At 42.8% G+C, this 24,257-nt stretch carries 19 protein-coding genes; 10 read left to right on the top strand and 9 right to left on the bottom strand.

Annotated elements, in window-relative coordinates; translation table 11 throughout:
• Window positions 1-27: 27 nt before the first annotated feature.
• From IEX80_RS01680 to IEX80_RS01670, 3 genes are all read right to left on the bottom strand, one after another.
• Window positions 28-1,338: a hypothetical protein gene (locus IEX80_RS01680; protein WP_188831724.1), complete on the bottom strand. Its 1,311-nt coding sequence runs from the start codon at window positions 1,336-1,338 to the stop codon at window positions 28-30.
• Between the two features lie 318 nt (window positions 1,339-1,656).
• Window positions 1,657-2,949: a hypothetical protein gene (locus tag IEX80_RS01675; RefSeq protein ID WP_188831723.1), complete on the bottom strand. Its 1,293-nt coding sequence runs from the start codon at window positions 2,947-2,949 to the stop codon at window positions 1,657-1,659.
• Window positions 2,946-3,593: an RNA polymerase sigma factor gene (locus IEX80_RS01670; RefSeq protein ID WP_188831722.1), complete on the bottom strand. Its 648-nt coding sequence runs from the start codon at window positions 3,591-3,593 to the stop codon at window positions 2,946-2,948. Before IEX80_RS01670 ends, IEX80_RS01675 begins: the two co-directional genes overlap by 4 nt.
• 582 nt (window positions 3,594-4,175) lie before the next feature.
• On the opposite strand from IEX80_RS01670, the gene IEX80_RS01665 reads away from it, so the two are divergent.
• Window positions 4,176-4,979 (top strand): glycosyltransferase family 2 protein, encoded by an 804-nt coding sequence (locus IEX80_RS01665; RefSeq protein ID WP_188831721.1) that lies wholly within the window; start codon window positions 4,176-4,178, stop codon window positions 4,977-4,979.
• 72 nt (window positions 4,980-5,051) lie between these two features.
• Here IEX80_RS01665 and IEX80_RS01660 read toward each other — a convergent pair whose 3' ends face one another.
• On the bottom strand, window positions 5,052-6,269 hold the full coding sequence (locus IEX80_RS01660) for a glycosyltransferase family 4 protein (RefSeq protein ID WP_188831720.1): 1,218 nt from the start codon (window positions 6,267-6,269) through the stop codon (window positions 5,052-5,054).
• Entirely contained in the window at window positions 6,266-7,678 is a 1,413-nt protein-coding gene (locus IEX80_RS01655; RefSeq protein ID WP_090524935.1) for an oligosaccharide flippase family protein, read from the bottom strand. The genes IEX80_RS01660 and IEX80_RS01655 overlap by 4 nt, the downstream gene beginning before the upstream one ends.
• A 176-nt stretch (window positions 7,679-7,854) precedes the next feature.
• Here IEX80_RS01655 and IEX80_RS01650 point away from each other — a divergent pair, with 176 nt between their 5' ends.
• The 6 genes from IEX80_RS01650 to IEX80_RS01625 all read left to right on the top strand — a co-directional run bounded on the left by IEX80_RS01650 (window position 7,855) and on the right by IEX80_RS01625 (window position 15,104).
• On the top strand, window positions 7,855-9,570 hold the full coding sequence (locus IEX80_RS01650; protein ID WP_090524933.1) for a hypothetical protein: 1,716 nt from the start codon (window positions 7,855-7,857) through the stop codon (window positions 9,568-9,570).
• Window positions 9,563-10,582: a glycosyltransferase gene (locus tag IEX80_RS01645; RefSeq protein ID WP_090524931.1), complete on the top strand. Its 1,020-nt coding sequence runs from the start codon at window positions 9,563-9,565 to the stop codon at window positions 10,580-10,582. Before IEX80_RS01650 ends, IEX80_RS01645 begins: the two co-directional genes overlap by 8 nt.
• On the top strand, window positions 10,572-11,774 hold the full coding sequence (locus IEX80_RS01640) for a glycosyltransferase family 4 protein (protein WP_090524929.1): 1,203 nt from the start codon (window positions 10,572-10,574) through the stop codon (window positions 11,772-11,774). The genes IEX80_RS01645 and IEX80_RS01640 overlap by 11 nt, the downstream gene beginning before the upstream one ends.
• Window positions 11,713-12,837, top strand: coding sequence for a DUF1972 domain-containing protein (locus IEX80_RS01635; protein WP_090524927.1), 1,125 nt, complete (start codon window positions 11,713-11,715; stop codon window positions 12,835-12,837). Before IEX80_RS01640 ends, IEX80_RS01635 begins: the two co-directional genes overlap by 62 nt.
• Window positions 12,815-14,080, top strand: a complete 1,266-nt coding sequence (locus tag IEX80_RS01630) for an O-antigen ligase family protein (RefSeq protein ID WP_090524925.1) — start codon at window positions 12,815-12,817, stop codon at window positions 14,078-14,080. Before IEX80_RS01635 ends, IEX80_RS01630 begins: the two co-directional genes overlap by 23 nt.
• Before the next feature lie 61 nt (window positions 14,081-14,141).
• Window positions 14,142-15,104: a nucleotidyltransferase domain-containing protein gene (locus IEX80_RS01625; protein ID WP_139159918.1), complete on the top strand. Its 963-nt coding sequence runs from the start codon at window positions 14,142-14,144 to the stop codon at window positions 15,102-15,104.
• 678 nt (window positions 15,105-15,782) lie between these two features.
• On the opposite strand, the gene IEX80_RS01620 is transcribed toward IEX80_RS01625, so the two are convergent.
• The 4 genes from IEX80_RS01620 to IEX80_RS01605 all read right to left on the bottom strand — a co-directional run bounded on the left by IEX80_RS01620 (window position 15,783) and on the right by IEX80_RS01605 (window position 20,789).
• Window positions 15,783-16,604: a class I SAM-dependent methyltransferase gene (locus IEX80_RS01620; protein WP_090524919.1), complete on the bottom strand. Its 822-nt coding sequence runs from the start codon at window positions 16,602-16,604 to the stop codon at window positions 15,783-15,785.
• Window positions 16,601-18,064 carry a B12-binding domain-containing radical SAM protein gene (locus IEX80_RS01615; protein WP_090524917.1) on the bottom strand — a complete coding sequence of 488 codons (1,464 nt, stop codon included), beginning with the start codon at window positions 18,062-18,064 and terminating at the stop codon, window positions 16,601-16,603. Before IEX80_RS01615 ends, IEX80_RS01620 begins: the two co-directional genes overlap by 4 nt.
• A gap of 166 nt (window positions 18,065-18,230) precedes the next feature.
• Window positions 18,231-19,283, bottom strand: a complete 1,053-nt coding sequence (locus IEX80_RS01610) for a radical SAM protein (protein ID WP_090524915.1) — start codon at window positions 19,281-19,283, stop codon at window positions 18,231-18,233.
• 3 nt (window positions 19,284-19,286) lie between these two features.
• Window positions 19,287-20,789: a B12-binding domain-containing radical SAM protein gene (locus IEX80_RS01605; protein ID WP_090524914.1), complete on the bottom strand. Its 1,503-nt coding sequence runs from the start codon at window positions 20,787-20,789 to the stop codon at window positions 19,287-19,289.
• 310 nt (window positions 20,790-21,099) lie between these two features.
• Here IEX80_RS01605 and IEX80_RS01600 point away from each other — a divergent pair, with 310 nt between their 5' ends.
• The 3 genes from IEX80_RS01600 (at window position 21,100) to IEX80_RS01590 (ending at window position 24,242) form a co-directional block, all read left to right on the top strand.
• Window positions 21,100-21,852 (top strand): class I SAM-dependent methyltransferase, encoded by a 753-nt coding sequence (locus IEX80_RS01600; protein WP_188831719.1) that lies wholly within the window; start codon window positions 21,100-21,102, stop codon window positions 21,850-21,852.
• Window positions 21,839-22,996 carry an amidohydrolase family protein gene (locus tag IEX80_RS01595; protein ID WP_090524910.1) on the top strand — a complete coding sequence of 386 codons (1,158 nt, stop codon included), beginning with the start codon at window positions 21,839-21,841 and terminating at the stop codon, window positions 22,994-22,996. Before IEX80_RS01600 ends, IEX80_RS01595 begins: the two co-directional genes overlap by 14 nt.
• 145 nt (window positions 22,997-23,141) lie before the next feature.
• A complete protein-coding gene (locus tag IEX80_RS01590) occupies window positions 23,142-24,242 on the top strand; it encodes a glycosyltransferase family 4 protein (protein WP_090524908.1) in 1,101 nt (366 codons plus the stop codon).
• The last annotated feature ends 15 nt before the right edge of the window (window positions 24,243-24,257 follow it).

The following is a 24,257-nucleotide window of genomic DNA, read 5'->3' as shown; positions in this document are numbered from 1 at the left end:
AACATCCCCCAAACAGTAAAACGCCGTTTACTTCTTTACCAAGCTTACCGGTTCAACTTCCTGGCTCAGCAATTTGCCAAACAATTCCCAACGCTTTGCAGGAGCTTTGGCCGTGCCTCCGTTTGATTCAATGTAGTTTTTCACTAAATCCTGGCCGTAATTGTAGTTGATAACATAGCTGCGGTATTTTTTGATAAAGCTGATTGATTTTTGAGCTGTCTCATCGTTCATGAGGCAATACTTTCTAAGGTACGACAATGCTTTATCCTGGCTCATGGTATTATTGATCAGCCCTCTTGCAGCCTCATTACGTGCATAGTTTAAAGTTCCTTTTATGGCGAGGGCCTTGAAATACAGGTCGGCACCGGCGGTATCCAAGCCAGCCAGCGGCAGCAATACATTTTTGGCAAACTTTATTTTATCATCACCAGGGAACGCTACCTCGATACCGTAATTGGCACTGCCCTCGGCAATTAACGATTGCGGACTAAACAACGGGTACAGAGAAATTTCAACCCAGCCTTTATCATGATAAAGGTTTTTCTCCAGCAGCATGTTGTATACATGGTGCCCGGGATAGCTTTCATGACTGCCCACATCAATAGCTCGGTCAATAAAGATCTTCAGGTCGGTATTGATCTGTACAGTGCTTTTGTAACCTCCTTTATACCAGTTATAGCCCGACCATGGCTTATTAGTTACGTACTCCAGCGTAAATGTTTCGCCGGCAGGCAGCTGGTAATGTGCAATTGTGCGCTTGCGGGCTTCGGCAATAGCCGCTTTTATAACAAGGTCTAATTTATCTTTTGGGATAATAAACTTATTAGCCAGTTTTTGAAACCTGTCGTTCACGTTTCCTTTACCCGGTAAAATGCTGTCGAGCAGAGCTATCTGCCCTTTAAAAAAATCATCGGTATAAACCGGGGCTGCTACACCGAATAACTCGCGCGATTCTTCATCAAAAGGCCTCTCCTCTCCCGAAAAAATACGAATCCGGCGGCTAAATGCCACCAGTTGATCGGCCATCCAGTTAGCACGGATCTTATTGGTATCAATTTTCGAAGTGTTGGCGATGGTACGCAGGTCATTCATCAGGCTGTTTGCCGATGCCAGCAGGCTATCCTTAGGGAAAGTTTTAAGAGGCTCGGATTTGGGTTTCAGTGAATCCGGCCCGTAATAAGCATCTACAAAATCGCCGTCGTATTGCCCTATTGCAAGGCCAAGCTTTACATATTCAACGGCAAGGCCGTTGAGTTTTTTATTTTCGAGTTGCTGTGCCGGGCCATGCCCACATGAAAATAGTAATAACAAGGGGGCAAAAAACAGTAGTTTTTTCATGGAGATTGATCTTGTGCGGTAAATGTGGCGCAAGATAATAATTCCATTTAGTATAAGAGGAATACGGGTCTCTACCCTGGGGAAATTGCTTTTAACCAGGTGCAGATTGGAAAACAATAAATGAAAAATTTTCACACTAATTTTTACGTATTAATCGAATTACACGAATTGAATCAATTTAAGATTCGTGTAATTCGATTAATTGTGGAGAGTTTGCAAAGCATTAGTGTAGAATTTTTTCAGTATGAGATTAGTAAAACAGATCGAATTATTTTAAACGCGATTTCCCTGCCTCACCGTAAGGGTTGTACAAAATGCTTACGGCTTTCTGAACGAATTAAGATTATACGTTACCCCCACCGCTACCCCCGTAGACTGCAGTTTAATATCAGAATATCCAACTCCTGAAATTGGCACTTTCATATAAGGCTGAACGCTTACCCCAAACTTTGAGTTTATTTTGTGCTCATAAGTTGCATTTATGTTGATAATACTCAATAAATACCCCTTGCTGTTAGGTACAGTATAAGTTTGAGGCCATGCGGCACTATTAGCACCATCGCCATAGTTATAAGTATACTTTTCATGCAGCATCAGGTATGAGGATAAACCAGTACCCACCGATAATTTATTGCGAAAATTACCGTACACCTGGTAAGCTATATTAACTGGGATATCAAGCATTTTGCAATCGGCAGTTACATCAATTGGGTCATGCTTAAAGCTATATGTAGTATTATAATTAGCAAAGCTTGTACTGTAAGGCTTTGACGAATACACAACACCACTTGTAATAGTTAACTTTTTAGTGGCACCAAATGAAAGCAGTAAACCATAGTTGCTGCCAACTTTACCCTGAAAGGAATTTGTACCATTAACATCAGATGATGCCAGCGCCGTAATAGCCCATTGCGGCCGGTAACCAAAGCTCTGTTTAGTTATTTTTTTATTAGGTTTTGTTGCAGATGCTTGAAAAGGTTGCCTTTCAATATTTGTTTTAAAATCAGGAACAGCTAAAGGAGAAGATTGTATGTCAAGTGATAATGCCCTATTTGCCAGCAAATTTGAAATGGTACCATTATTACCAGTTGGCTCGGTACCTGCCATCAGGGCGTGATCGTGTTGCATAATGGTATCCCGGCTAATTCCCTTTTTATTTACACCTGGAATATTATGGTGGGAGCCGGCAACAGATGGCGTTAAACTTATTTGACCTGTATGAGCATGATTGCCTGTATTGCTGTTGGCAGCTATGTTGCTGTTCCCGGCCGGCCGGGTTGTTAATAAACTGTCTGTTGGTGGTTGCGGCGTAACCCCGCCACTGGCTCCGGGATTTGTTTTAGGCGCAGCGGGCTTAACCTTAACCTGTTGTTGCCCTGTTGTATTATCATCCTTTACATTAGGTTTAAAAAACCACCATCCTAAAAACAGCAGCAACATCGCTGCTATTCCGCTTGCAATTGGCAACCAGTAAACAATTCCACGACGTTTCTTGCCCGTGTCAAGCATTTGTTCAAGCGCATCCCAGTCATCCTCGTTAAACGATCGATGATTTGCCGGGTCTTCCAGCCTCTTCTTAAAAATGTTATCTAAATCTTCTTCGCTTTTCATCCTCTGATACCATTATTAAAAAAAGTTGTCCTTACATCTATACCTATGCCATTATAGGCCACAATCGGGTTAAAATCCATACCCCTGTTGTATTTGGTTTTATTAGCAGTTTCCTCTGCTTTTAATATCATTTGTTTTAGTTTTTGACGTGCTTTATGCAGGTTTGATTTAGAAGTTCCGGGGCTGATATTCAACATTTCGCCTATTTCTTCATGCGAATATCCGTCAATCGCAAAAAGGTTAAATACAGTACGATAAGCCTGCGGCAACTGCTGTACCATAGCCAGCAGGTCTTCATAATTTAAATTTTTATCTGTCAGGTCCCCCTCGCTCACATTTTCTGCCTTCTCCAGATCTTCCGTGTAAGCCATTTTTAAATTGGCCCGGTAATAATCAATAGAAACATTCATCATAATGCGGCCAATCCATGCTTTAAACGGCCTGGAAGTATCAAACCTGTCTATATGGGTAAATACCTTCATAAAGCCCTGGTTCATTACTTCTGCAGCCTCATCACGGTTGCCCGCGTAACGCAGGCAAATACCCATAGAAAAGCCATAAAACGCCTTATAGAGCATTTTCTGACTTTTCCTGTCCTGCTTTACGCAGCCATTGATCAGTTGATGTAACTCTTCTTCGCCCATATGGGGTTTATAAACTCAGAATCAAACACATAAATTTAACCTTATCTACGCACATCACGGCAACTATTATTAAAAGGTTGCCTGTTGTGCAAAATAATTTAATTTTTTCACACTGTTGGATAAAATCATGCACACTTTTCTCACCTACAGAAATCATATATACAAAATATGCACAAGTTAATACAGCCTCAATAAATCCCTACAAATAATTATATTTTTGATAATGAGGCAACCGGTACGTGTGTTTATAGCGTAATACCATGTAAATCCCGCCTGTTTGAAAGGCCTTTTATGAGAATCGATATAAACCCAAACTTCCCTGTAAAAAATTGTAAAACTTGCGGGACCCGTCCGGTAATTGAACAAGCTAAAGATCGCTGGATTATCTTGTGTCCCAATCCGAATTGTCGAAATGCCATTTCTGACAAACTGATTAATATAACAGAATGGAATAAGCAAAATCCATAATGTTTTTTCGCCGGTTTATTTATCTTAAGGCAACCATCCCCGGAACATGCACGATATATATTATAAAAGGGCATAACAAGCCTTAATAATTTATATTACTAATACTACTGTTGCATGGTACCGGTGTCTGTTGTGATCATTACTAAAAACGAAGCTGCCTTAATTGAAGATTGTATAAAAATGGCTTCTTTAATTACGGATGATATTGTTGTGATTGATAATGACAGTACCGATGGCACACCGCTTATTGCCTCCCGTTATGGCTGCAGGGTATTTCAAAAAAGCTGGAGCGGATACGGCGCAAACAAAAATAAAGGGATAGCCCAGGCCCGTTACAACTGGATCTTAAGTATTGATGCTGATGAGATACCTGATTTGGAGCTTATTAAATCGCTCCATGATTTAACCTTTGACAAACCGAATGTTGTTTACGATATCAAATTCAAATCATACTTTAGCAAAAAGCTGATCCGCTTTGGTAATTGGGGAAATGATCATCACCTGCGTTTGTTTAATCGTTCATTGGTAAAATGGGGCGAAACCGAAGTACACGAAACCTTGCTTTTGCCTTCCGATGCCGAGATCAAAAGCATAGCGGGTTATATCCAACACCACTCTGTAACTGATATAGATGACTTTAAGCGTAAAGCTATTCTGTATGCGCAGCTAAGCGCAGCCAAATATTACAAAGCCGGTAAAAAGGCTACATTTATCAAGCTACATTTCTCGCCCGCTTTTGGCTTTTTACGCAATTACATTATCAGGCTTGGTTTTTTAGATGGAGCTGAAGGATTGGCTATAGCGCGTGTTATTTATAAAAACACACGCCTTAAATACGCTTATCTGAAACAATATAAAGAGCTGTCTCAAACGCGAAACACCTATCGTAATGAGTTGGCTATAGAGCAAATTAACTAACCAAGGTATGATATCGTATAGTTGGTAGTCTGAAGTCAAAATTAAACAGGACTTTTGACCTGAGGCTAAGTACTATCGACTTAAAACTTTGTCCAGAACCTGTTGGTAAAACTGCAGGGTTTGTCTGGCCACCATATCGATATCAAAACATCCTTTTACCTTTTCATTGCCAGCTAAAGCAAGTCGCAGGCGTTTTTCAGGCTCATTGAGCAATGTAACTATTGCCGATGCCAATTGCTCAATATTGTCCGGATCTATCAGCAGCCCGTTAACGCCATCATCAATAAGTTCGGGGCCGGATGTGCGGTTTGAATTGATCACCGCCGTTCCGCATGCCATGGCTTCTAACGGCGCAAGTGCAAAAGCTTCGGCATACGAGGGGAATACCGCCACTGCCGAATTACTTAAACAGGCATAAAGTTCATCCCTCTCCACATGTCCTTTAAACACAACACTGCTTTTTGCATCCTTCTGCAAGCAGGCGATTACTTTACTTACCGGGCCTTTCCCCAGTATCAGTAACCGGGCATCAGGGACCTGTTTTATAACTATATTCCAGGCCTCCGCTAACTGAAAAATCCCTTTCTTTTGAACAAGGCTCCCCGTAAATACCACCTGTTTGGTATCGGCCGGTGTACTGTTTCCAACTGCTAAGTTTATATCTATACCATTATATAACACCGTGATGAACTTGTTATACGACAGGTAATCAGCGCTTTTTTTTGCAGTATAGGCGCTTGCGCTGCTAACAGCCGCTGCGCGGTTTAAAATATCCTGCTCCATTTTCAAAACATACGGTGCCACCGGTGTTCCTGCCTCAGCATTGAAGTAAGTAATGGAACCATTTAATTTAACAACTATAGGAACAGGCAATGTGGGGAACGGCACATATGATTTACAAAACCTGATATAGTCATTATAATCGGGCATTTCAATAATATTGATCTGCTCATCGGCTATCATATGTTCCAGTTTTTTTTGATAAGCCGCAAGGCTTCTTTTTATATCCCGTTGCGTGATACCTGTATCCAGTAATATCCTGTTGAGCATCCGTACCCCGGCAGACCGCTGATTTTCAAACCACTTATCATCAATGCTCCAGCGATATCTCAAAACTTTTACACCTTCATCCTCAAATTCATCCGCGCCTCCGTATCCGCGGCTATACAACCCGGCAACAATTACCTTATGTCCCAGCTTTACCATTTGCCGGGCAATGAGCCGCACATAGGTTCCAATACCGCCATGCGGTCCGGGAGGATATTCATCGCACAGGTATAAAATGTTCATTGCGCTAAAAACTGTTTACTGTTTTGAATATTACGACTGCTCAATTGTTTTGATATTAAAGCTATTAACAGATAAAAAACTATCCCCAATAAAAGCCTGAACAAGAAATGTATGTTGATTGAAGCTGTTATAAACCAGCCGGCCAAAGCAGCAGGAAGTAGTATCACAAATGGCCGTAAGCTGATATGCATAATATTTTCATTCACCAACCTGTAATAAAGCACCGCCTGTAATATATTGGTAATTAAAAATGCCACAGCCGAACCAATACCATCCAGTAGCGGGATCAATATCAGGTTAAGCGCAATATTTGTTGTAGCACAGATTACGGTAACAGATGATACAGCCTTGTACTTTTTAACGCTAAAACTTAACGACCAAAGCAGGTTTATGAAAAACTGCAGGGGTATACACAATGACAGGATCAAAAATTCGGTAGCATTGGCAGCGCCATATTTGCCGCCGGTTATCATCCCCACTACAGGTGTCCAAAGTATATTAAGGACAAGTGGTAAGAGCATAGCCAACAGCAACTCGACTGTATTAAAGGAATTTACCTGCTCCTGCAATTGGTTAGATGGCTTTAAGGCCATCAGCCTTGACAGGCGCGGTAAAATAACGGGAGCTATAACAAGCATGGGCAGGCGCGAAAGCTCATAAGCCCGGTATGCAAAACTATAGTCGGCCAACACGGTTTTGCTTGCCATAAAACCCAGCAACAGCCAGTCCATCCGCGACAAGCTCATATCAAATATTACCGATACATACTGCGCCGAGGCCTCTTTAAGCAACTTTTTATAAGCCCGAAGTTGAAATTTAAAACTAAAATCTGTTTTCGTGATAACATACATGAGCAGTGCCAGCAATTCGGCCCCGGCTGTGCCTATCATTACCATTACTACAGAACGAACTTGTAATTGCTGTATAGTAATAAGATAGAATGCACCACAAACCCTTAAGCTGTTACTTATAACGGCGATTATACCATAGGGCGTAAATTTTTCCTTTGCGTTTAGAAACTGTTTTAACGGAATACCCAGGAAAAGCAGGCCCTGGGCTATAAAAAACCATGGCAGCGCCTGGTAGATATTGTCGTGCAATATTAAACTTAATAATAACAATACGCCCAGGGTTACAAAAAAAGTAGCGAGCGAATGGAACAAAAATGCCGCCGCCGCCCAATCCGACCGTTGTGAGGCTGCTATACGCCTGATCACTACCTGTTCCAGTCCAAACCCCAAGATGGTGGTAACAAATATAGATAAGGCATTCATCCAGCTAATGGCTCCAAAGCTGTCCTTACTCAGGTAAACAGAAATAATATAAAAAAAGATACTGCCAAGCACCTGCAAGGCAAGTGCCTGCAAACCTGACGAAAAAAACCTGATGAACGCTTTACTCCTGAACAACGACGTATATGTTTATACTCTTATACTATTGTTTTTATCGGCCGGTTGCCTGTAACATTTTAATATCCCGGTTAAATATCTGCATATATCAGCACATTAACGAGGCAACCATTCCATTTTTTGGCACGTAACCTATTTAAACGAAACAATTGCGACAAGGCCGGCAAAACCGGGAAATGAACATCAATAAATACAAAGGAATAATGACAATCAGTTTGCCGGGTTTTGATATTAAGAGGTGGAAAACTTATGCCGATTGGCGGCTGCTGATCTTCCTGCTGCTGTTTATCAACGTGCGGATCCCATTTAAGATAGTTGCGTTGATTTTTGTTTACATAAGCCAGTTTAACTTTCAATTTGGCTTTAAGCTGCGCAATTCAAGGATCCCGTTATTCTATCTGCTGGTTTTCCCTATAGCTATTGCCGCAGCAGTCATCAACCAAAATTTTTCCAACCTGTATTATATACCTGTTTTTGGCTGGGCTTTGATATGCTGGGCGCTGGCCCTGCTGGCCGTTCACCAGGTTAAGCTGATGGTTGATAAAACAGATGCCGAAACCATTTACCGTACACTGATCATTTTTTTTATCATAAACGCAGTTTTCTCGGCAGGTAACCTAATGCATATTATGTGGATCACTAAAAGCATTAACCCCTATGCTTTTATGGGAATGCATCAGCGCTATTATATCAATACCGGCGATGATGTAATGGGCATAAGCTTTGACATTTCATCAACCAATGCTGTTATCTGCGCTTTCGGTGTGTTTTACTTCATTTATAAGAATAATTTGCCCATGATGATCGTGTGCATGAGCACGCTGGCACTTACCTACAGTAACCTCATCAGCATTTTGGTACTGCTGCTCCTCGCTTTCATTTTTGTTTATAAAACCACGCGCAATCAAAAAAGCATGATAGTAGTGGCATTGCTGCTTTATGTGATCTCCCTCGTCAAAATATCGCCGCAAAATGAAAAGTATATTAACGAAGTGACTAAAAGTACGCTGCGGGAAAATCGTATTGAAAAACAGGGCCATGCAGCAGGGCAGGCAACAACTGCCAATCCCGGCGGGCGATTCATAACCAGGGATGAACAAAGGAGAAAATTTGCACAAAACTATCTGGACAGCCTGAGCAGGATAAAGGCCCAACAGGAAAAACCAAGCGCACTTGACAAAAAGATCAAAAGCTTGCCGCTTACCGATGACGGCAGGCTATACATCCCGGGGCCAAACACACACTTTGCCGAATTTTATAACACCGGCGAAATGACTCCCGACAGGCAACAGCTTATCGACTGTATAGCTGCTCACAAGGATCAGCTACCACTTTGCCGGCTTGAGCCCTTCAATCCTGCATTGCCTGGAAAGATTACCGGTGCAATACAAACCTTTAATTATCTTATCAGTCATCCTTTACAAAGTATAGTGGGTTTAGCTCCCGGAAATTTTTCATCCAAAATAGCTTTCAGGGCGGTTGGTGCCGGTATAAGGGGCAATTATCCCCAAAAATACATCTATATCAACCCGGCATTTATGCACAATCATTTAGACCTGTACCTGAGCTTTTTCAGCAAGGACGCAGGTTTCCGTTCGGTACGCAATAACCCCTACTCCACTTACGATCAAATGCTTAGTGAATACGGTATCCTCGGGTTGCTTGCCCTGCTTATATTTTACATTGGCTTTTTTGCCCGGCATTATAAAAAGCTTAGTTATGGTTTGCCCATCCTAATGATGGTAACGGGCATATTCTTTCTCGATTACTGGTTCGAGCAGCTCTCGGTACTGGTAATTTTTGAATTGATGTTACTCCTCAATATAAAAGAAACTACTACACCCCACTTGAAAACAAAAACTACAGTGCAGGAGGAACTTGCGTATGCATAGCCCTCAAATTACTGTTTTAATGCCTGCTTATAATGCCGGTAAATATATTCGCGAAGCTATTACATCGGTACTTGAACAATCGTTTGCTGATTTTGAATTGCTGATTGTAAATGATGGCTCAACTGATGACACGGCAGATATTATTAACTCATTTAACGATGAGCGTATAGTGATTTTGAGCCAGGAAAACAAAGGCGTAGCTGCAGCCCTCAACAACGGTTTACGCCACGCGCGGGCGCCTTATATAGCCCGTTTCGATGCCGACGATGTATGTTATCCTTACCGCCTGCAGGTGCAGTATGATTTCATCACATCTCATCCCTATTATAGCATTATTGGTTCGGGAGTTGACTATACCGATGTTAACGGCGATCTGATATTTACCTGGCAACCTGACGCCCTGAGCCATAACCAGATAAGGCAGCTCAGTTACAGGATTTGTCCCTTCATTCACTCCAGTGTATTTTATAAGCGTGATACCGTTTTAAATGCCGGTGGCTACAATGAGTTGGCCTACACTTTTGAAGATCATTTTTTGTGGGCAGGTATCCTTAAACACGAAAAAGCTTTTAACCTTAATCAACCGCTCATTAAGGTGAGGCTCAATGCCGAATCTGTTACCATTGATGAAAAATGGCGTACAGGTAAATTTAGGCAGATCAAGTACAATGCCCTGCGCAAGGGGAGCATTACTGAAGCCGAAGGAAGGCAGTTGTCTGAGATCGGCATTAAACAGTTATCTCCACGCATCAAAAAAGGAGCTTATTATGCCCTGCTCGGCAAAAAATACCTGTGGAATAATTATCAGCCGGAAAAGGCAAGGGAAAACCTGCTGAAAACACTTTCTATCAGCCCGCTGCATCTCAAAAATTATTTTTTGCTGCTGATGTCATTTCTGCCCGAGCGTATGCTGATGAGTTTATACCAATTAGGTAAACGCAATTTCCGATTAGCCGACGCCGAGCTGCCAACCGCTGTTTTAAATCAAAACGAATTGAATTATGGCAGCTAAAAAGATAAAACTGTTTGTTGATGCCCACTCCTTTGACAAAGAATTTCAAGGAGCGCAAACTTTTATACGCGAATTATACAACCATCTGCTGGCCCACCGCCCGGACATAGATATTTACATCGGCGCCCACGATACCGATAATGTCCGCAGATTGTTCCCCCTGCTGCCGCCGCAAAACATATTGCCTTATAAAAACAGGGGAATCAACATCCTGCGCTTTGTATTTGATATACCGGCCTACATCAAAAAATACAGGTTTGATTTTGCACATTTTCAATACGTCAGCCCTAAAAAAATGGCGGGCTGCAGGTACATAGTAACCATGCACGATTTGCTGTTTAACGATTTCAGGACAGATTTCCCCATCCTGTTCAGCTTAACGCGCAATTACCTTTTTGGCCGCAGCATTAAAAATGCAGATATCAAAACCACTGTATCCGACTATTCAAAAGACAGGATCTGTGATTATTACCAAATCCCCGCTGACGAGGTGCATATTATCCAAAACGGGGTAAGTAACTCATTGCTGCAATACCAGTCATCAAAACCAGAGGCAGAAGATTGGATAGCGGAAAAATTCGGCATAAGAAATTTCATCCTGTACACCAGCCGCATTGAACCCCGCAAAAACCACCTTTTGTTACTGCAAAAATATTTGAAACTGAAGCTGTACGAAAAAGGCATTGGCCTGGTGTTCATTGGTAAAGCATCCATAAAAACACCGGGCTTAGCCAGGCTCATCAAGAGCCTTACGCCTGAGCAAGAGCGGTTTTTCAGGTGGATACCGCAGGCAGAACAGGCCGATCTGGCGGCCTTTTACCGGGCCTGCAGGCTGTTTGTATATCCCTCAAAAGCCGAAGGCTTTGGGATCCCGCCGCTTGAAGCAGCCATTTGTGGTGCACCTGTATTATGCTCGGCAGAAACGGCTATGAAAAATTTCTATTTTTTTGCGCCATATACTTTTAACCCGGCCAATCATGCCGATTTTGAGCAAAAGCTATTACTTGCCGCACAGCAACCACCCGGCGATGCCTTCACCAGCCAAGTAGCGCGGCATGTTGAACAGCAATACCACTGGCAAAAAAGCAGCACCATATTTTACAACTTGTTACAAGCAAATTTTCATTGTCATGAAACTAAAAATAGCGATCTTAGGCACGAGGGGCATCCCGAACTACTATGGCGGGTTTGAGCATATTTCCGAATATGTATCGGCCGGCTTGGTAAAAAAAGGACATTCAGTTACCGTTTATAACTCCCATAACCACCCTTATGAAGCCGATACCTGGAACGGCGTTAACATTGTACATTGTTACGATCCGGAGTATCTGATAGGCACTGCCGGGCAGTTTGCCTATGATTTTAACTGCCTTATGGATGCCCGTAAACGTAAGTTTGATGTAGTACTGCTTATGGGCTACACCAGCAGCTCGGTTTGGGGGCACCTTTACCCGTCCAACAGCGTTATCATTACCAATATGGATGGACTGGAGTGGAAACGCTCCAAGTACTCAAAGCCTGTACAACAATTTTTGAAGTACGCGGAAAAGCTGGCCGTGAAACATAGTCAGTATTATATTTCCGACTCAAGGGTAATCAGGTCATACCTTAAGGATAAGTACGAGGTCGACAGCCGGTATATCCCCTATGGTGCCGATCTGTTTTCAGACCAGGAACGTGAGCAGTTTGATAAAAGCGAGGTGCTTAAAGAAGATTATTTTTTGCTGATGGCCCGCATGGAGCCCGAAAACAACATCGAAACTATTTTAGAAGGCTTTAACAACAGTTCATCAAAAAAAAGCTTTATGGTTTTGGGCGATACCAGCAACCGCTTTGGCAAATTCATAACCCACAGGTTTAAAAACGATGACCGCATCCAGTTTAAGGGGGCCAATTTTGATAATTCGGTTGTGCGCGCGCTACAGAATAACAGCTACCTGTATTTCCACGGGCATAGCGTGGGTGGCACTAATCCGTCGCTGCTTGAAGCCATGGCCAGCGAAGCCCTGATTGCGGCCCATAATAATCCCTTCAATAAATCGGTACTCAATTCAGATGCTTTTTATTTTGATAATGCTAACGAGGTACGCCATTTGGTTGAGAATGTGCAGCGCAAGGATACCGAACGCGAAATGGTGAAAAATAACCTTCATAAGATACAATACCAGTTTAGCTGGGAGGTAGTGATCAACGATTACGAAGATTTTATACTGGAATGCTATCAGCAACAACATGGAAAAGCTATTAAAGCCTGATGATACGCTAAACAACAGGATAAGCTATTACCTGCTGATGCTGTTATTGCTGAGCCTGCCCTTCAACCTGTTTTACAGCCACCTGTTTTTAATAGGCCTGGCCCTGCATACTATTATCCAAATTCGCAAAACAACTATAAATCCGCTATTAACAAGGGCTAACTTTGCTTTGGCTGCTGTTTTTTTTGTAACACTTTTGAGCATTATTTACACCACCAATAAACCCCAGGCTTTTACAGAATTAGGCAGGCAGGTTACCATTTTGCTTATCCCATTAATCTTTTGTTTTAACCCGCTCGATCTAAAAAAATACCGGCATAATTTTTTATTCGTATTTTCATTAGGCTGTACCATCACTATCACTTATCTTTTTTTACAGGCGCTTGTTACGATAAAATATTATCATCTGCCTTTAAAAGCATTAGCGTCCCCAGCGTTCACAAACCACAATTTTTCGGAACCGCTGGAAATCCATGCTACATTTTTTTCCATGCAGATAGCCATAGCACTGGTTTATCTGCTGTATGTTTTAGTAACGGAAACAGTAATGCCCCGTAAATTTTTCTGGCTTACTTGCTGCGGTATTTTAGCAATGGGCATTTTGCAGCTTAGTTCAAAATCGATATTTATAGCTTTGCTGCTTATTATAAATATCGCGCTGCCTTTGTTTATACTAAAAGGGCGAAACCGCTTCAGGTTTATGGCCATTAGCGCAGCATTATTTATTGTGGTGATGGCAGGCATTTATACCCGGGATACTTTTAAGGAACGTTATGTAACCGAGCTAAAAAAAGACCTGAGCCAATCAACCGACGCCGAACTCACCGATCCGCGATTAGCGCGCTGGAGCGTGGCCATTAGCGTGGGAGCACAATCGCCTGTTATAGGTCATGGCGCAGGCACTGAAATTGGTTTGCTCAAAGACCCATTTTTTGACCATCAATTTTACCGGTCGTACCTGGCCGGGTTAAATGCACATAACCAGTTTATCAGCTTTTTTATTAAATCGGGGGTCGTTGGGTTGATGGTTTACCTGTGCGTGCTGGCATTTGGCATCAGGGCAGCCGTTACAAAACGCGACCTATTGCTCATGGCTTTTATGGTTATTATAACCGCCGTTTCCTTTTCAGAAAACTTTTTAGATGTGGATAAAGGCATCTTTTTTTACAGTGTATTTTTCTCACTACTAATATTTTCTGCAAGCTCAGAAACAACAGCTACCCACGCTAAGAATATTGTGTAATTAGTTTATTAACAGGCAACCAAAGCTGCAAGGGGTACGTCATCATTATATATACAAAGACGTGAAAAGTACAGTCATCTTAGTTGAACAAAACAATAAACGATTGTTAAATACCAGGAATAATATTTTAGCTACCCTTGCCTATTTTGACATGTGGGACTACCCGTTAACCTACGGCGAGATATTCCTGTTTTTGGAAAACAAGTATGGCCGACATGATTTCACTGAAGCGCTTGATCAACTTATCGTCAATAAGCTGGTATTTCATTTCGATAGGTTTTATTCGCTCAAAAACGATTATATGATAGCGGTGAGGCGTAATAAAGGAAACAAAAAAGCTGCCGGGCTAATCAATAAAGCTAAAGAAATAGGCGCGTTCCTGATCCGGTTTCCTTACGTTCGTGGTATAGGCATTTCAGGTTCTTTGTCCAAAAACTTTGCCGATGACAATTCGGACATTGATTTTTTTATCATTACCGAACGCAACAGGCTTTGGCTTGCACGTACGTTTATGCATATGTTCAAAAAACTTACCTTTTTGGTTGGTAAACAGCACAACTACTGCATGAACTACTATATTGATGAGGCCCAACTGCAGATAGTTGAAAAGAACATTTATACAGCAATTGAAGTAGCAACTATTATCCCATTAGAGGGTGACCTTACCTTTGAAAGCTTTTATAAATCTAATGCCTGGACCTCCGGTTTCCTGCCTAACAAATGTATGCGCCTCGCTACTGCTAAACCATTAAAAAAGCGGTGGTATAAAACATTTGCAGAAAGCCTGTTCAATAATCCATTCGGCGATTGGCTGGATAATGTATTGATGAAAATCACCTCCGGGCGATGGAACAAGAAAACTGAAATGAAGAAATTGAATATGCGGGGTACGGTAATGAGCATGGCCGCAAGCAAACATTTTGCCAAGCCCTCTCCCGAGAACTTTCAAATTAAACTGATAGAAAAATACCGGATTAAAGTTTCCATGCTGTTACAGCAATTTGAAGAGCGGATGGCGCAATAAAACTCCTCCTTATCGTCATACCGAAATTATTTCGGCCCTAAAATGCTAAGTCTAAACCCTGTATACAATACCTGTTCTATGGGTTCCTGAAACAAGTTACTTTTGGCATAATTTAAAACAGCTGTCATGCTGAGTGATTTAAATCCCGTGGCCTCTGAAGGTAAAATGACATCTGCGTTCATGTCATTGCTTCAAGGAATGAAGCAATCCCCGACAGGCTGGTAACGGGCTTCATTAGTATTTGACTTACATCGTCGCGCTCTTGCCGCGCGGGGCCAGTTACTTTTGTCGCCACAAAAGTAACCAAAAAGGCTTGCAGCAGAGAGGCTTCTTTGCGCACAACCTGGCCCCGTAGCCATCGGCGCGGCCTTCACCCTGCAAAACGAACAGAACCACGGGCTGCAATTATTTTGCCCCGATTCGCACGCAATGCCTCCGCTTCTGCAAAAACTTGCTATGCCCCTGCAGCCGCACCGCCCAGCATCGTTCTGTTCGTTTTCACCCGAAGCTGATCTGCTGCGAAAAACCACATTTTTTATCTTGTCATGGGTAGCCAGTCGAAGCATGGCGGGCAAGGCCTCTGCGCGCGACCCTTCGACAAGCTCAGGGTGACCACATCTTTTTGTCATTAGCCCTTCACAGTCCGCTGGATTCCAAAACTCAGCATGACGTTCTCAATTACATTTTCCTCAGCGAAATAATATAATAATCGCCCACGTACTTAAACGGCCAGGTGGCCTTCAACCTGTTCTCCCAACGGGCAAGTGTTTTATAGGCACGCGGATGTTTTTCGGCAAAGCCTTCAATATATGATGGCGGCACGATGGTACACAAGCCCTCAACATCCAATACTTTAAAGTCGGATTTTAAACGTTTTTTAATGTAGGATGGGTTGTAATAGAAACAATCAAAGTATACACCTTCAACATGCGCCTTGCGGCCATTACTGCTAAAAAACCGGCGAAAAGCAGTTTTAAATTTCCCTTTAAATACCAGTAAAGTTTCCCAGAGGCAGAATTTGGGCAGCGCCACCAGGGTCACCGTGCCTCCCGGATTTAGTAGCCCGGCAAATGAGCTCAATACTTTTTCCAGTTCGCCGGTACAATTGAGGCCTGCAAAGTTGGAAAAGATCAGATCATAAGGGCCTTTATTGTTTAGCTGTTCAAGCTGCGTATATGAACAAAGCTCATTGCTTACGGCATGCTGCATATCATACTTTACCACCTTTTCGCGTAGTTGCTGCTGCATCCCTTTTGAAATATCGGTAGCATGTACTTTAAATCCTTTTTGTGCAAAAAACAGCGCATCTTCACCGGTACCACTATTCAGTTCAAGGATGTTGCTTCCAGGCTTCAGGTATTGCAGGATATGATCACGCACGCGTTTGCGCTTGTACGCAATTATCGTGTCGCCTGAGTACAGCTCATCAAAAACTACCGACTGGTTACTGAATGCAGCCTCGGCAAATTGTTCGTTTATAGGTGATGCGGTGCCGGTCATATTGCCTTTTCAAATTTTTCCAGCTTCAACTTTTCAAGATAAGTAAGCGGCGCATAATAAAACACCGATAACGCTTTCCTGATATTTTTTACCGAACTCCCAAACGGATCTTTTAGCAGTTTTTGGAAGCTGTTTTTAGCCAGGTGCTTGTGATAGTTGCGGTGTACATATTTATGTAATTGCTTGTAGTAAAAAGGCGGGTAGGTGTTTTTAAACATCAGCGCCATCTCGTCGGAGTCTGTCCAGTTGGTTTTCTTTTTCAACTCGGTTTTAACGCGCTCGTAAAAACCGGTACCCGGCAACGGATAGGATACCGAAATACCAATCTCAAATGGCAGCAACCGGTTAATCATATCTATGGTAAGCGTAATATCATCCCGCGTTTCTTCGGGGTAGCCAAACTGGATAAAGAACGATGGCTTAATGCCATGCGCTTTCATGAGGTGCGTAGCCGTATGGATCTGATCGATAGTGATACCCTTATCCATGGCGTCCAGTACCTTCTGCGATCCGCTTTCGGCCCCTATCCACACGTTTTCACAACCGGCGGCGGCCAGGGCTGCTACAGCTTCTTCCTCTGCCAATAAATCGGCCCGCGACTGGATCTTGAAACGGACCTTAATTCCCTCCTGTGCCAGCAGTTTGGCAAATTCCTGCACCCAGCCGGGTTTCAACCCAAAAATATCATCACAAAACCAGATATGATCCATCTGGCACCGCTCCTTAAGCATTTTAAGCTCATTAACAATATACTGCGGACTGTGAGAATTATACCGGTTGCCATAAATAGGCTTGGCGCACCAGTTACACTTGAACGGACAACCGCGGGTGGTTACCACATTAATTGAAAAATAGCCTGCATTCTTCATCCACATATCCCGGTAGGTATCCATATTCACCAAATCCCAGGCGGGCATTGGCAAACTATCCAGTTTCTTCATTACCGCGCGGCCGGGTGTTTTAATAATCTCGCTGCCGCTCGTGTAAGCTAATCCTTTTATCTCAAAATGATCAGTATTGCCACTTCGGATATGGTCAGTAAGTTCTGTCAGCGTTTGTTCGGCTTCACCCAATATCACAAAATCAGCTCCTTCGGCAAGATATGCTGCATACCTGTCGGTTGAATCTGAGCTGGAAACGATAACTGTACAGCCACGTTCCTTAGCCAGCTTGCACATTTTAAATGCAGCCTCGCGCATATTGGTGAGGCACATTTTGGTCAGGTAGTTGAACCCATCATCATAAACCACAAAAAAATCCGGTTTATTCAACTCAATAGCGGCTATCACCCCGTCAGGATTGCTCACAAACATGGTATCAAACAGGCTTACCCGGTAACCGCGCTCCCGCATCAGCGCAGCAGCGTATATAGTACCCAGCGGCGCATAAGGTTGCCCTATGCCCCATTGCTTTGGGTCGAACCGTAAAAAGTAAGAATGTGTAAACAGTATATTGTTCATCGTGTTTAAAGACCTGATTTCATTCCCCTCTTGAGAGGGGGCGCGTGAGGCTGTGTAATTGCAGGGTGTGTTATTCCGCATGCGAGCAATCTTGAAAGAAACGCCCCCCCTACATCCCTCTCAAGAGGGAATCGCACAAATCCCGTGCTGTTATAATTTCTATTTATCAATCCAACCTCGCCAGCGGTGATAAATTAAGCGAGCATACACATTTAACACAGGTAGGGTCATTAGCCATATCCAGTGTTTTGCGAAAATTGATCGCCTCTTTGCTGTTCAAAATATCATTTAATGAATTATCCCTGATGTTACCTATCGCCTCATGAAAAAAGCAAGGCCTTACCGCGCCATCAGCCTCAATCACTGCCGACACCCATGGTGCATTACACTTTTTAAACGGGAATGCATTATGGCCATAAAAAGCAGCATAATAACCATAAATATCCCGGATCTTAGCCGGAGATTCGGCAATGAACCTGTTGGCAAAATCGCTTTTATTAGCCAACACCTGGTTTGTCATTTCCTGAAATTCGGCAAGTTCATTTTCAGTCGGTAGTATCTCATGTTGCCGAGGCTCGGCCCATGCAGTTTGGCGGTTAAAGGCATGGCTGCTCACATCGGCAGGTAAAAAGCTCACCTGGTCAATACCCATTTGCCTTGCCGCTTCAATAATGGCCGGCCAATTCCTGAAATTTAAACGGTGAATTACGGTACGGGCTGTAATGCGGTATTGGGGTTCGAGAGATTTAATGTACTCCACTCCCTCCTTCAATTTATTGAATGCCCCTGGAACATTTCGGATGGCATCATGTAAAAGTTCATCGCCATCTAAAGAAACAATCAAATCATCAATCCGTCTTAAAATATCGAACGCGTTTTTCTTGATAGACAAACCTGTCGACAGCAGCGTAACCTTGATCTTTTCAGCACGCAAAATTTCGCAAAGCCTGAAAAAATTGGCATTCAGCAACGCCTCCCCACCCGACATCAATACCTGCTTTGTACCAAACTTTCGTAAAGCGCCTAACAGATCAGTTATATCTGCTTCGGTAAGCTGCTTCAGGTTTTTATTATCCTTCCAGATATCGCACATTACGCAACGGCAGTTGCAGGCACTGTGCGGCATCAAAATCACGATGGGTAGCGCAGCGACGCGGTGCGTTTGCAATGTGCGGAGACGCTGAAAGGTATGATATAACGATTGGCCTGTCATCTGCATAAATTAAAATCCCTGTATTTCGGGTTGCCTGTAACGCCAAACCTTTTGTAGCAACTTTATTTCATAAGGATAATGGTACATGCTCGCCTTATAGCGCATGGTAGCTACCAGTTTAATGGCCATACGTTTAATCATATTGAGCCTGATATCCGTTACCGTTGGATACACCCCGTTCAGCACCGTTTCAAAATTCCTGATCTTATCGATCATTTCCGGTGTAAGCCATGGCGTGAGCGGATTTTTACGAAGATCAAAGGCTTCCCATGCCGGGCTTATCCAGTCCTCCAGTGTTTCGGGAAAACGGAAGCCGCTTTTCATTACCTGCTTAAACAATTCTGACCCTTCCGTAGGCACAGGACTGTAGGTATAAATCACGATCTCGGTTTTAGGGTTAACAGCCTTTACCTTTTTTATAAAGTCTATTTCAAAATCAATTTGCGACTGAACCTGTTCCTGGGTTGGCGCCGGAGTGCCTAATACAAAAGAATATTCGGGTATGATGTCAAACTTTTTAAGACGTTCGGCAAACTCAATGATCTGGTCGCCTGTTTGCGTTCCGCCCTTATCCATCTGTTCTAAAATGGCATTGTTACCACTTTCGGCTCCGAAAAAGATGATCTTACATCCTGATTCGCGGATTGCAGCGAGGGATGAATCTTTAAATTTCGACATGGTATCGATACGGGCCATACCCCACCAGGTCATGTTTTCGGGTTTGATTAAACGGGCAAACTCAACCGCGCGCTTTTCTGATACAAAAAAGTTGTTATCATGAAACTCAATGGCATCTGCACCCCATTTATCTTTAATATATTTTACATCCTTGTAAACATTCTGAGCTGATTTTGCCTTCCACCTTGCCTCATATATCGGCACTACAGCACAAAAGGAGCAGGTGAAGGGGCAGCCGATACTGGAGTGATAGGCCATTGTTTTTTCGCCCAGATAGGTTTTACCCAAAAACTTGGTAATGGGATAAAAAGTGTTCAGCTTATCATATGGTAAAGGCGGCAGATTATCCTGGTCTAAAAGGTCCTCCTTAGCGGTTTTGATAATCTTACCATCGGTTGCTTTATAGATGAGGTTGCGGATAAACTCATAAGGTTCGTTTTTCTCCAGGGCATCAATCAAGGCGGGGAAAGCGTGATCACCAGGCCCGTTGATAATAAAATCGACATAACCGGAATATAAAACCGCGTTAGGCTGATTTGATGGAAAATACCCGCCCCAGATCATTTTGGTATTGGGATATCTTTGCTTTATAGTTTTTGCCGCAGTAATAGCCTGTTTTAACTGCGGACCGGGCATAACTGTAAACCCAAAGTATTTAAACTCGCCGGTGCTTAAATAGCTATCTATCTTAATCATAGGGTCATGCTCACAATTGCCGTCAACAATTACCCAGTCATATTTTCCATCAACTGAAGCCGCTATATTTAGTATCGAATTAGGTATGCGATACTTGTTATTTGCACTACGCGGGTTAAATAATAATATCTTGTTCATCTGTTAGTATCAATACTTTGCTTTCAATCCCCCCGGCAATGGGTTTATCTTTTAGTTTAAGCAACCTGTAAAGCACCCCTGCCATTACAAAGTCTGCACACAAAATAAAACCAACTGCCATACCCAATCACAAATGAGGGGGATTGCCCATTCAACAATTAATCTGAGCTTCTACACTATCACTTTCACACTAATAAATACGCCCTGGCTTTCACACAGGTTGCCTGCCTTTATAAATAAAATAGCTGGCAACCATTATTATTTAACGGCCGTATTTGCTGATATAAGATGTTACTAATATCCCGCAATTGTGATCCAAACTGTAAAAAATTATATTAAGCAGCGCTTTTTCCCGCCCGATATCATAGAGAAAAACTCGGTGGATGCCTACGATATCTGGGCCGAGCATTATGATGCGCAGCCAGGTAACCTCATGCTCGATTTGGATGAAGTTTTGTTTCCCCGCCTGGTTACGGATACAGTTATCACCGGTAAAAACGTGGCCGATATTGGCTGCGGTACCGGCAGGCATTGGGAAAAAATATTTGCGCTAAATCCGGGGCGGTTAACAGGCTTTGACACATCTGCCGGAATGCTGGCCCGTTTACAGCGAAAGTTTCTATCGGCAAATATTTACCGAATTACCGACGACCTGTTCGGTGACATGCCATCGGGGAGTTTTGACACCATAGTTTCAACCCTTACCGTTGCGCACATCAAAAATATTGAAGTTGCCTTGCAGGCCTGGATGCGGATCCTAAAACCGACCGGCGACATCATCATTACCGATTTCCATCCGCAGACACTGGCAAATGGCGGCAAGCGGACATTTAAACATGGCAGCAGTTTTATAGCTGTCGAAAACTATGTGCACCCCGTAAATACTATTAAAGATGCGCTGCTGAACAATAGCTTTATACTGGTTGCCGAAGAAGAAATTAAAATAGATGAAACCATGAAGCATTATTACGCCAATAAAAACGCGCTTCATGTTTATGATAAGTATAAAGGCTTTCCCATTATTTACGGGCTGCACTTGAGGAGAACTGATGGTACTGAATAATGTGATGATACCGGGAAATGATGCCGTGGTAAGCATAAGTATAAGTGAGGGTAAAATAAAACAGGTTTCCCCTTCACATACTGATGACCGCGAACAGCTGACCTTTGTGGATGCCATTGCCTTTCCGGGCCTGATCAACTCGCATGACCATCTTGATTTCAATCTTTTTCCGCAGCTTGGCAATAAAACCTATGAAAGTTATACCGAATGGGGAAAACACATTCACCGCGTTTACGCTGATGAGATTGCATCTGTGCTAAAAATCCCTATTGCCCTGCGCGAGCGCTGGGGTGTTTATAAAAACCTGCTTTGCGGCATTACTACAGTAGTAAACCATGGCGAAAAAGCTACCATAAATGATCCTCTCATCACCATATTTGATAATTGCCAGAGCATCCATTCTGTCCGCTTTGAAAAAAACTGGAAAAAACGGCTCAATAACCCGCTTAAAATAAATAAACCGGCTGTGATCCATACAGGCGAGGGCACAAACGATATCGCCCATACCGAAATAGATGAACTAATTAAATGGAATATCCTTAAGCGTAAGCTCATCGGGATCCATGGAGTAGCTATGGATCCTCAACAAGCCAAACATTTCGAAGCCGTGGTTTGGTGCCCCGAATCAAACTATTTTCTGCTTAATAAAACAGCGGCCATTGATGAGCTAAAAAGCAAAACAACGATTTTATTTGGCACAGACAGCACACTTACCGGGCATTGGGACATCTGGCATCACATTCGCCTTGCGCGTAAAACCCAAATGCTTAATGATGATGAATTGTACAGCTCTCTTACTTCATCCCCTGCCCAAATCTGGAAACTAAATAGTGGCAGCATTATCAACGGATTTGATGCGGATATTATAATAGCTAAAGCAAAAGACAAAGCCGGTTTGCAGGCTTTTTATGATATAACACCCAATGATATTTTACTGGTGATGCATAAGGGCGTGATTTTGCTGTTTGATGAGTCGCTTTACCACCAGCTTACCGGTATCATTAACCAAAATTACAGCAAGGTTTTTACCGGCAATCATTTCAAATACGTGATGGGCGATATCCCTGGTTTGATAACCGAAATAAAACGATACAAGCCGGATGCCGTTTTTCCTATACCCTATCCAGCCCTGCCAGCAGCATGAATATCGTAAAAAAAATATGGTCAAAATCGAAACGCAAAGCGATTTATTTAAGCGGTGGTGGATGCCACGTTTTGGGCCTGGATAAAGACCTTGATACCGCTAAATAAAAATAGCGTTTGCTTTTGCCTCCATTGATGCTTTTTAAATGAGATACGTTTTTGCCAGTTATGTGTACACCAAAGAGTTTAACCAGCCACAGGCCTGGTTAAAGCGCATTAACATGTATACCGGCATATTAGATGCCCTTGCCAGAAGCAACGAGGTGATCAGCATTGAACAAATTAATTACGAAGGTGAATTGACACAAAATGGCGTTAACTATCATTTCAGAAGATACCCAAAAGCAGCGCTCAAATATTTTCCATGGGCTTTGCATTTGTATATTAAAAGCCTGAAACCCGACGTGGTAATAGTACATGGTTTGCTTTTCCCCTTGCAGGTTATCCAGCTACGGCTTATGCTTGGCCGCAAAGTAAAGGTCATTGTACAAAATCATGCTGAAAAACCTTTTACTGGTATAAAAAAAATACTTCAGCGGGCAGCCGACCGGTTGGTTAACGCCAACTTGTTTGCATCGCATGATATGGGGATGGAATGGATTGCCGCCGGCAACCTCAAATCGCCCGGTAAAATACATGAGGTAATGGAGGTTTCCTCTGTTTTTTATCCTATAAGCCGCCTGGAAGCCAACTCCCAAACGGGTGCAAAAGGCAAACCGGTGTTTTTATGGATAGGCCGCTTAAACGAAAATAAAGACCCGTTAAATGTAGTGAGAGCCTTTTTGAAATTCGCCGAAAGTTCGCCCGGGGCAAAGCTCTTTATGATCTACCATACCGAAGAGTTACTGCCGAAGATCAACGACTTATTAAACTCATCACCAAATATAGAAGCTATTGAATTAATTGGCGAAGTACCACACGCCGATTTATTATACTGGTACAACAGTGCCGATTTCATCCTCTCCGGCTCACATTATGAAGGTAGCGGTACCGCTATTTGCGAGGCCATGTCATGCGGATGCGTGCCGTTGGTTACAGACATCCTTTCGTTCAGGATGATCACTAACAATGGGGAATGCGGCGTATTGTATGAGCCGGGAAATGAAGCTGCATTGCTTGCTGCGCTCCTGCAAACCACACAAATGAATGTTGCAGAAAAGCGGAGATTATCCATTGAATATTATAATCAAAACTTATCGTTTGAGGCTATTGCCGAGAGGGTTGAGGGGATAGTGCAAAGTCTTTAAGCACTGCTTGCTTTT

Source organism: Mucilaginibacter rubeus (genome assembly GCF_014643835.1).
Lineage (GTDB): Bacteria > Bacteroidota > Bacteroidia > Sphingobacteriales > Sphingobacteriaceae > Mucilaginibacter > Mucilaginibacter rubeus.
Note: the sequence above shows the minus strand (reverse complement) of the source record. Positions and strands in the feature narration are given on the sequence as shown.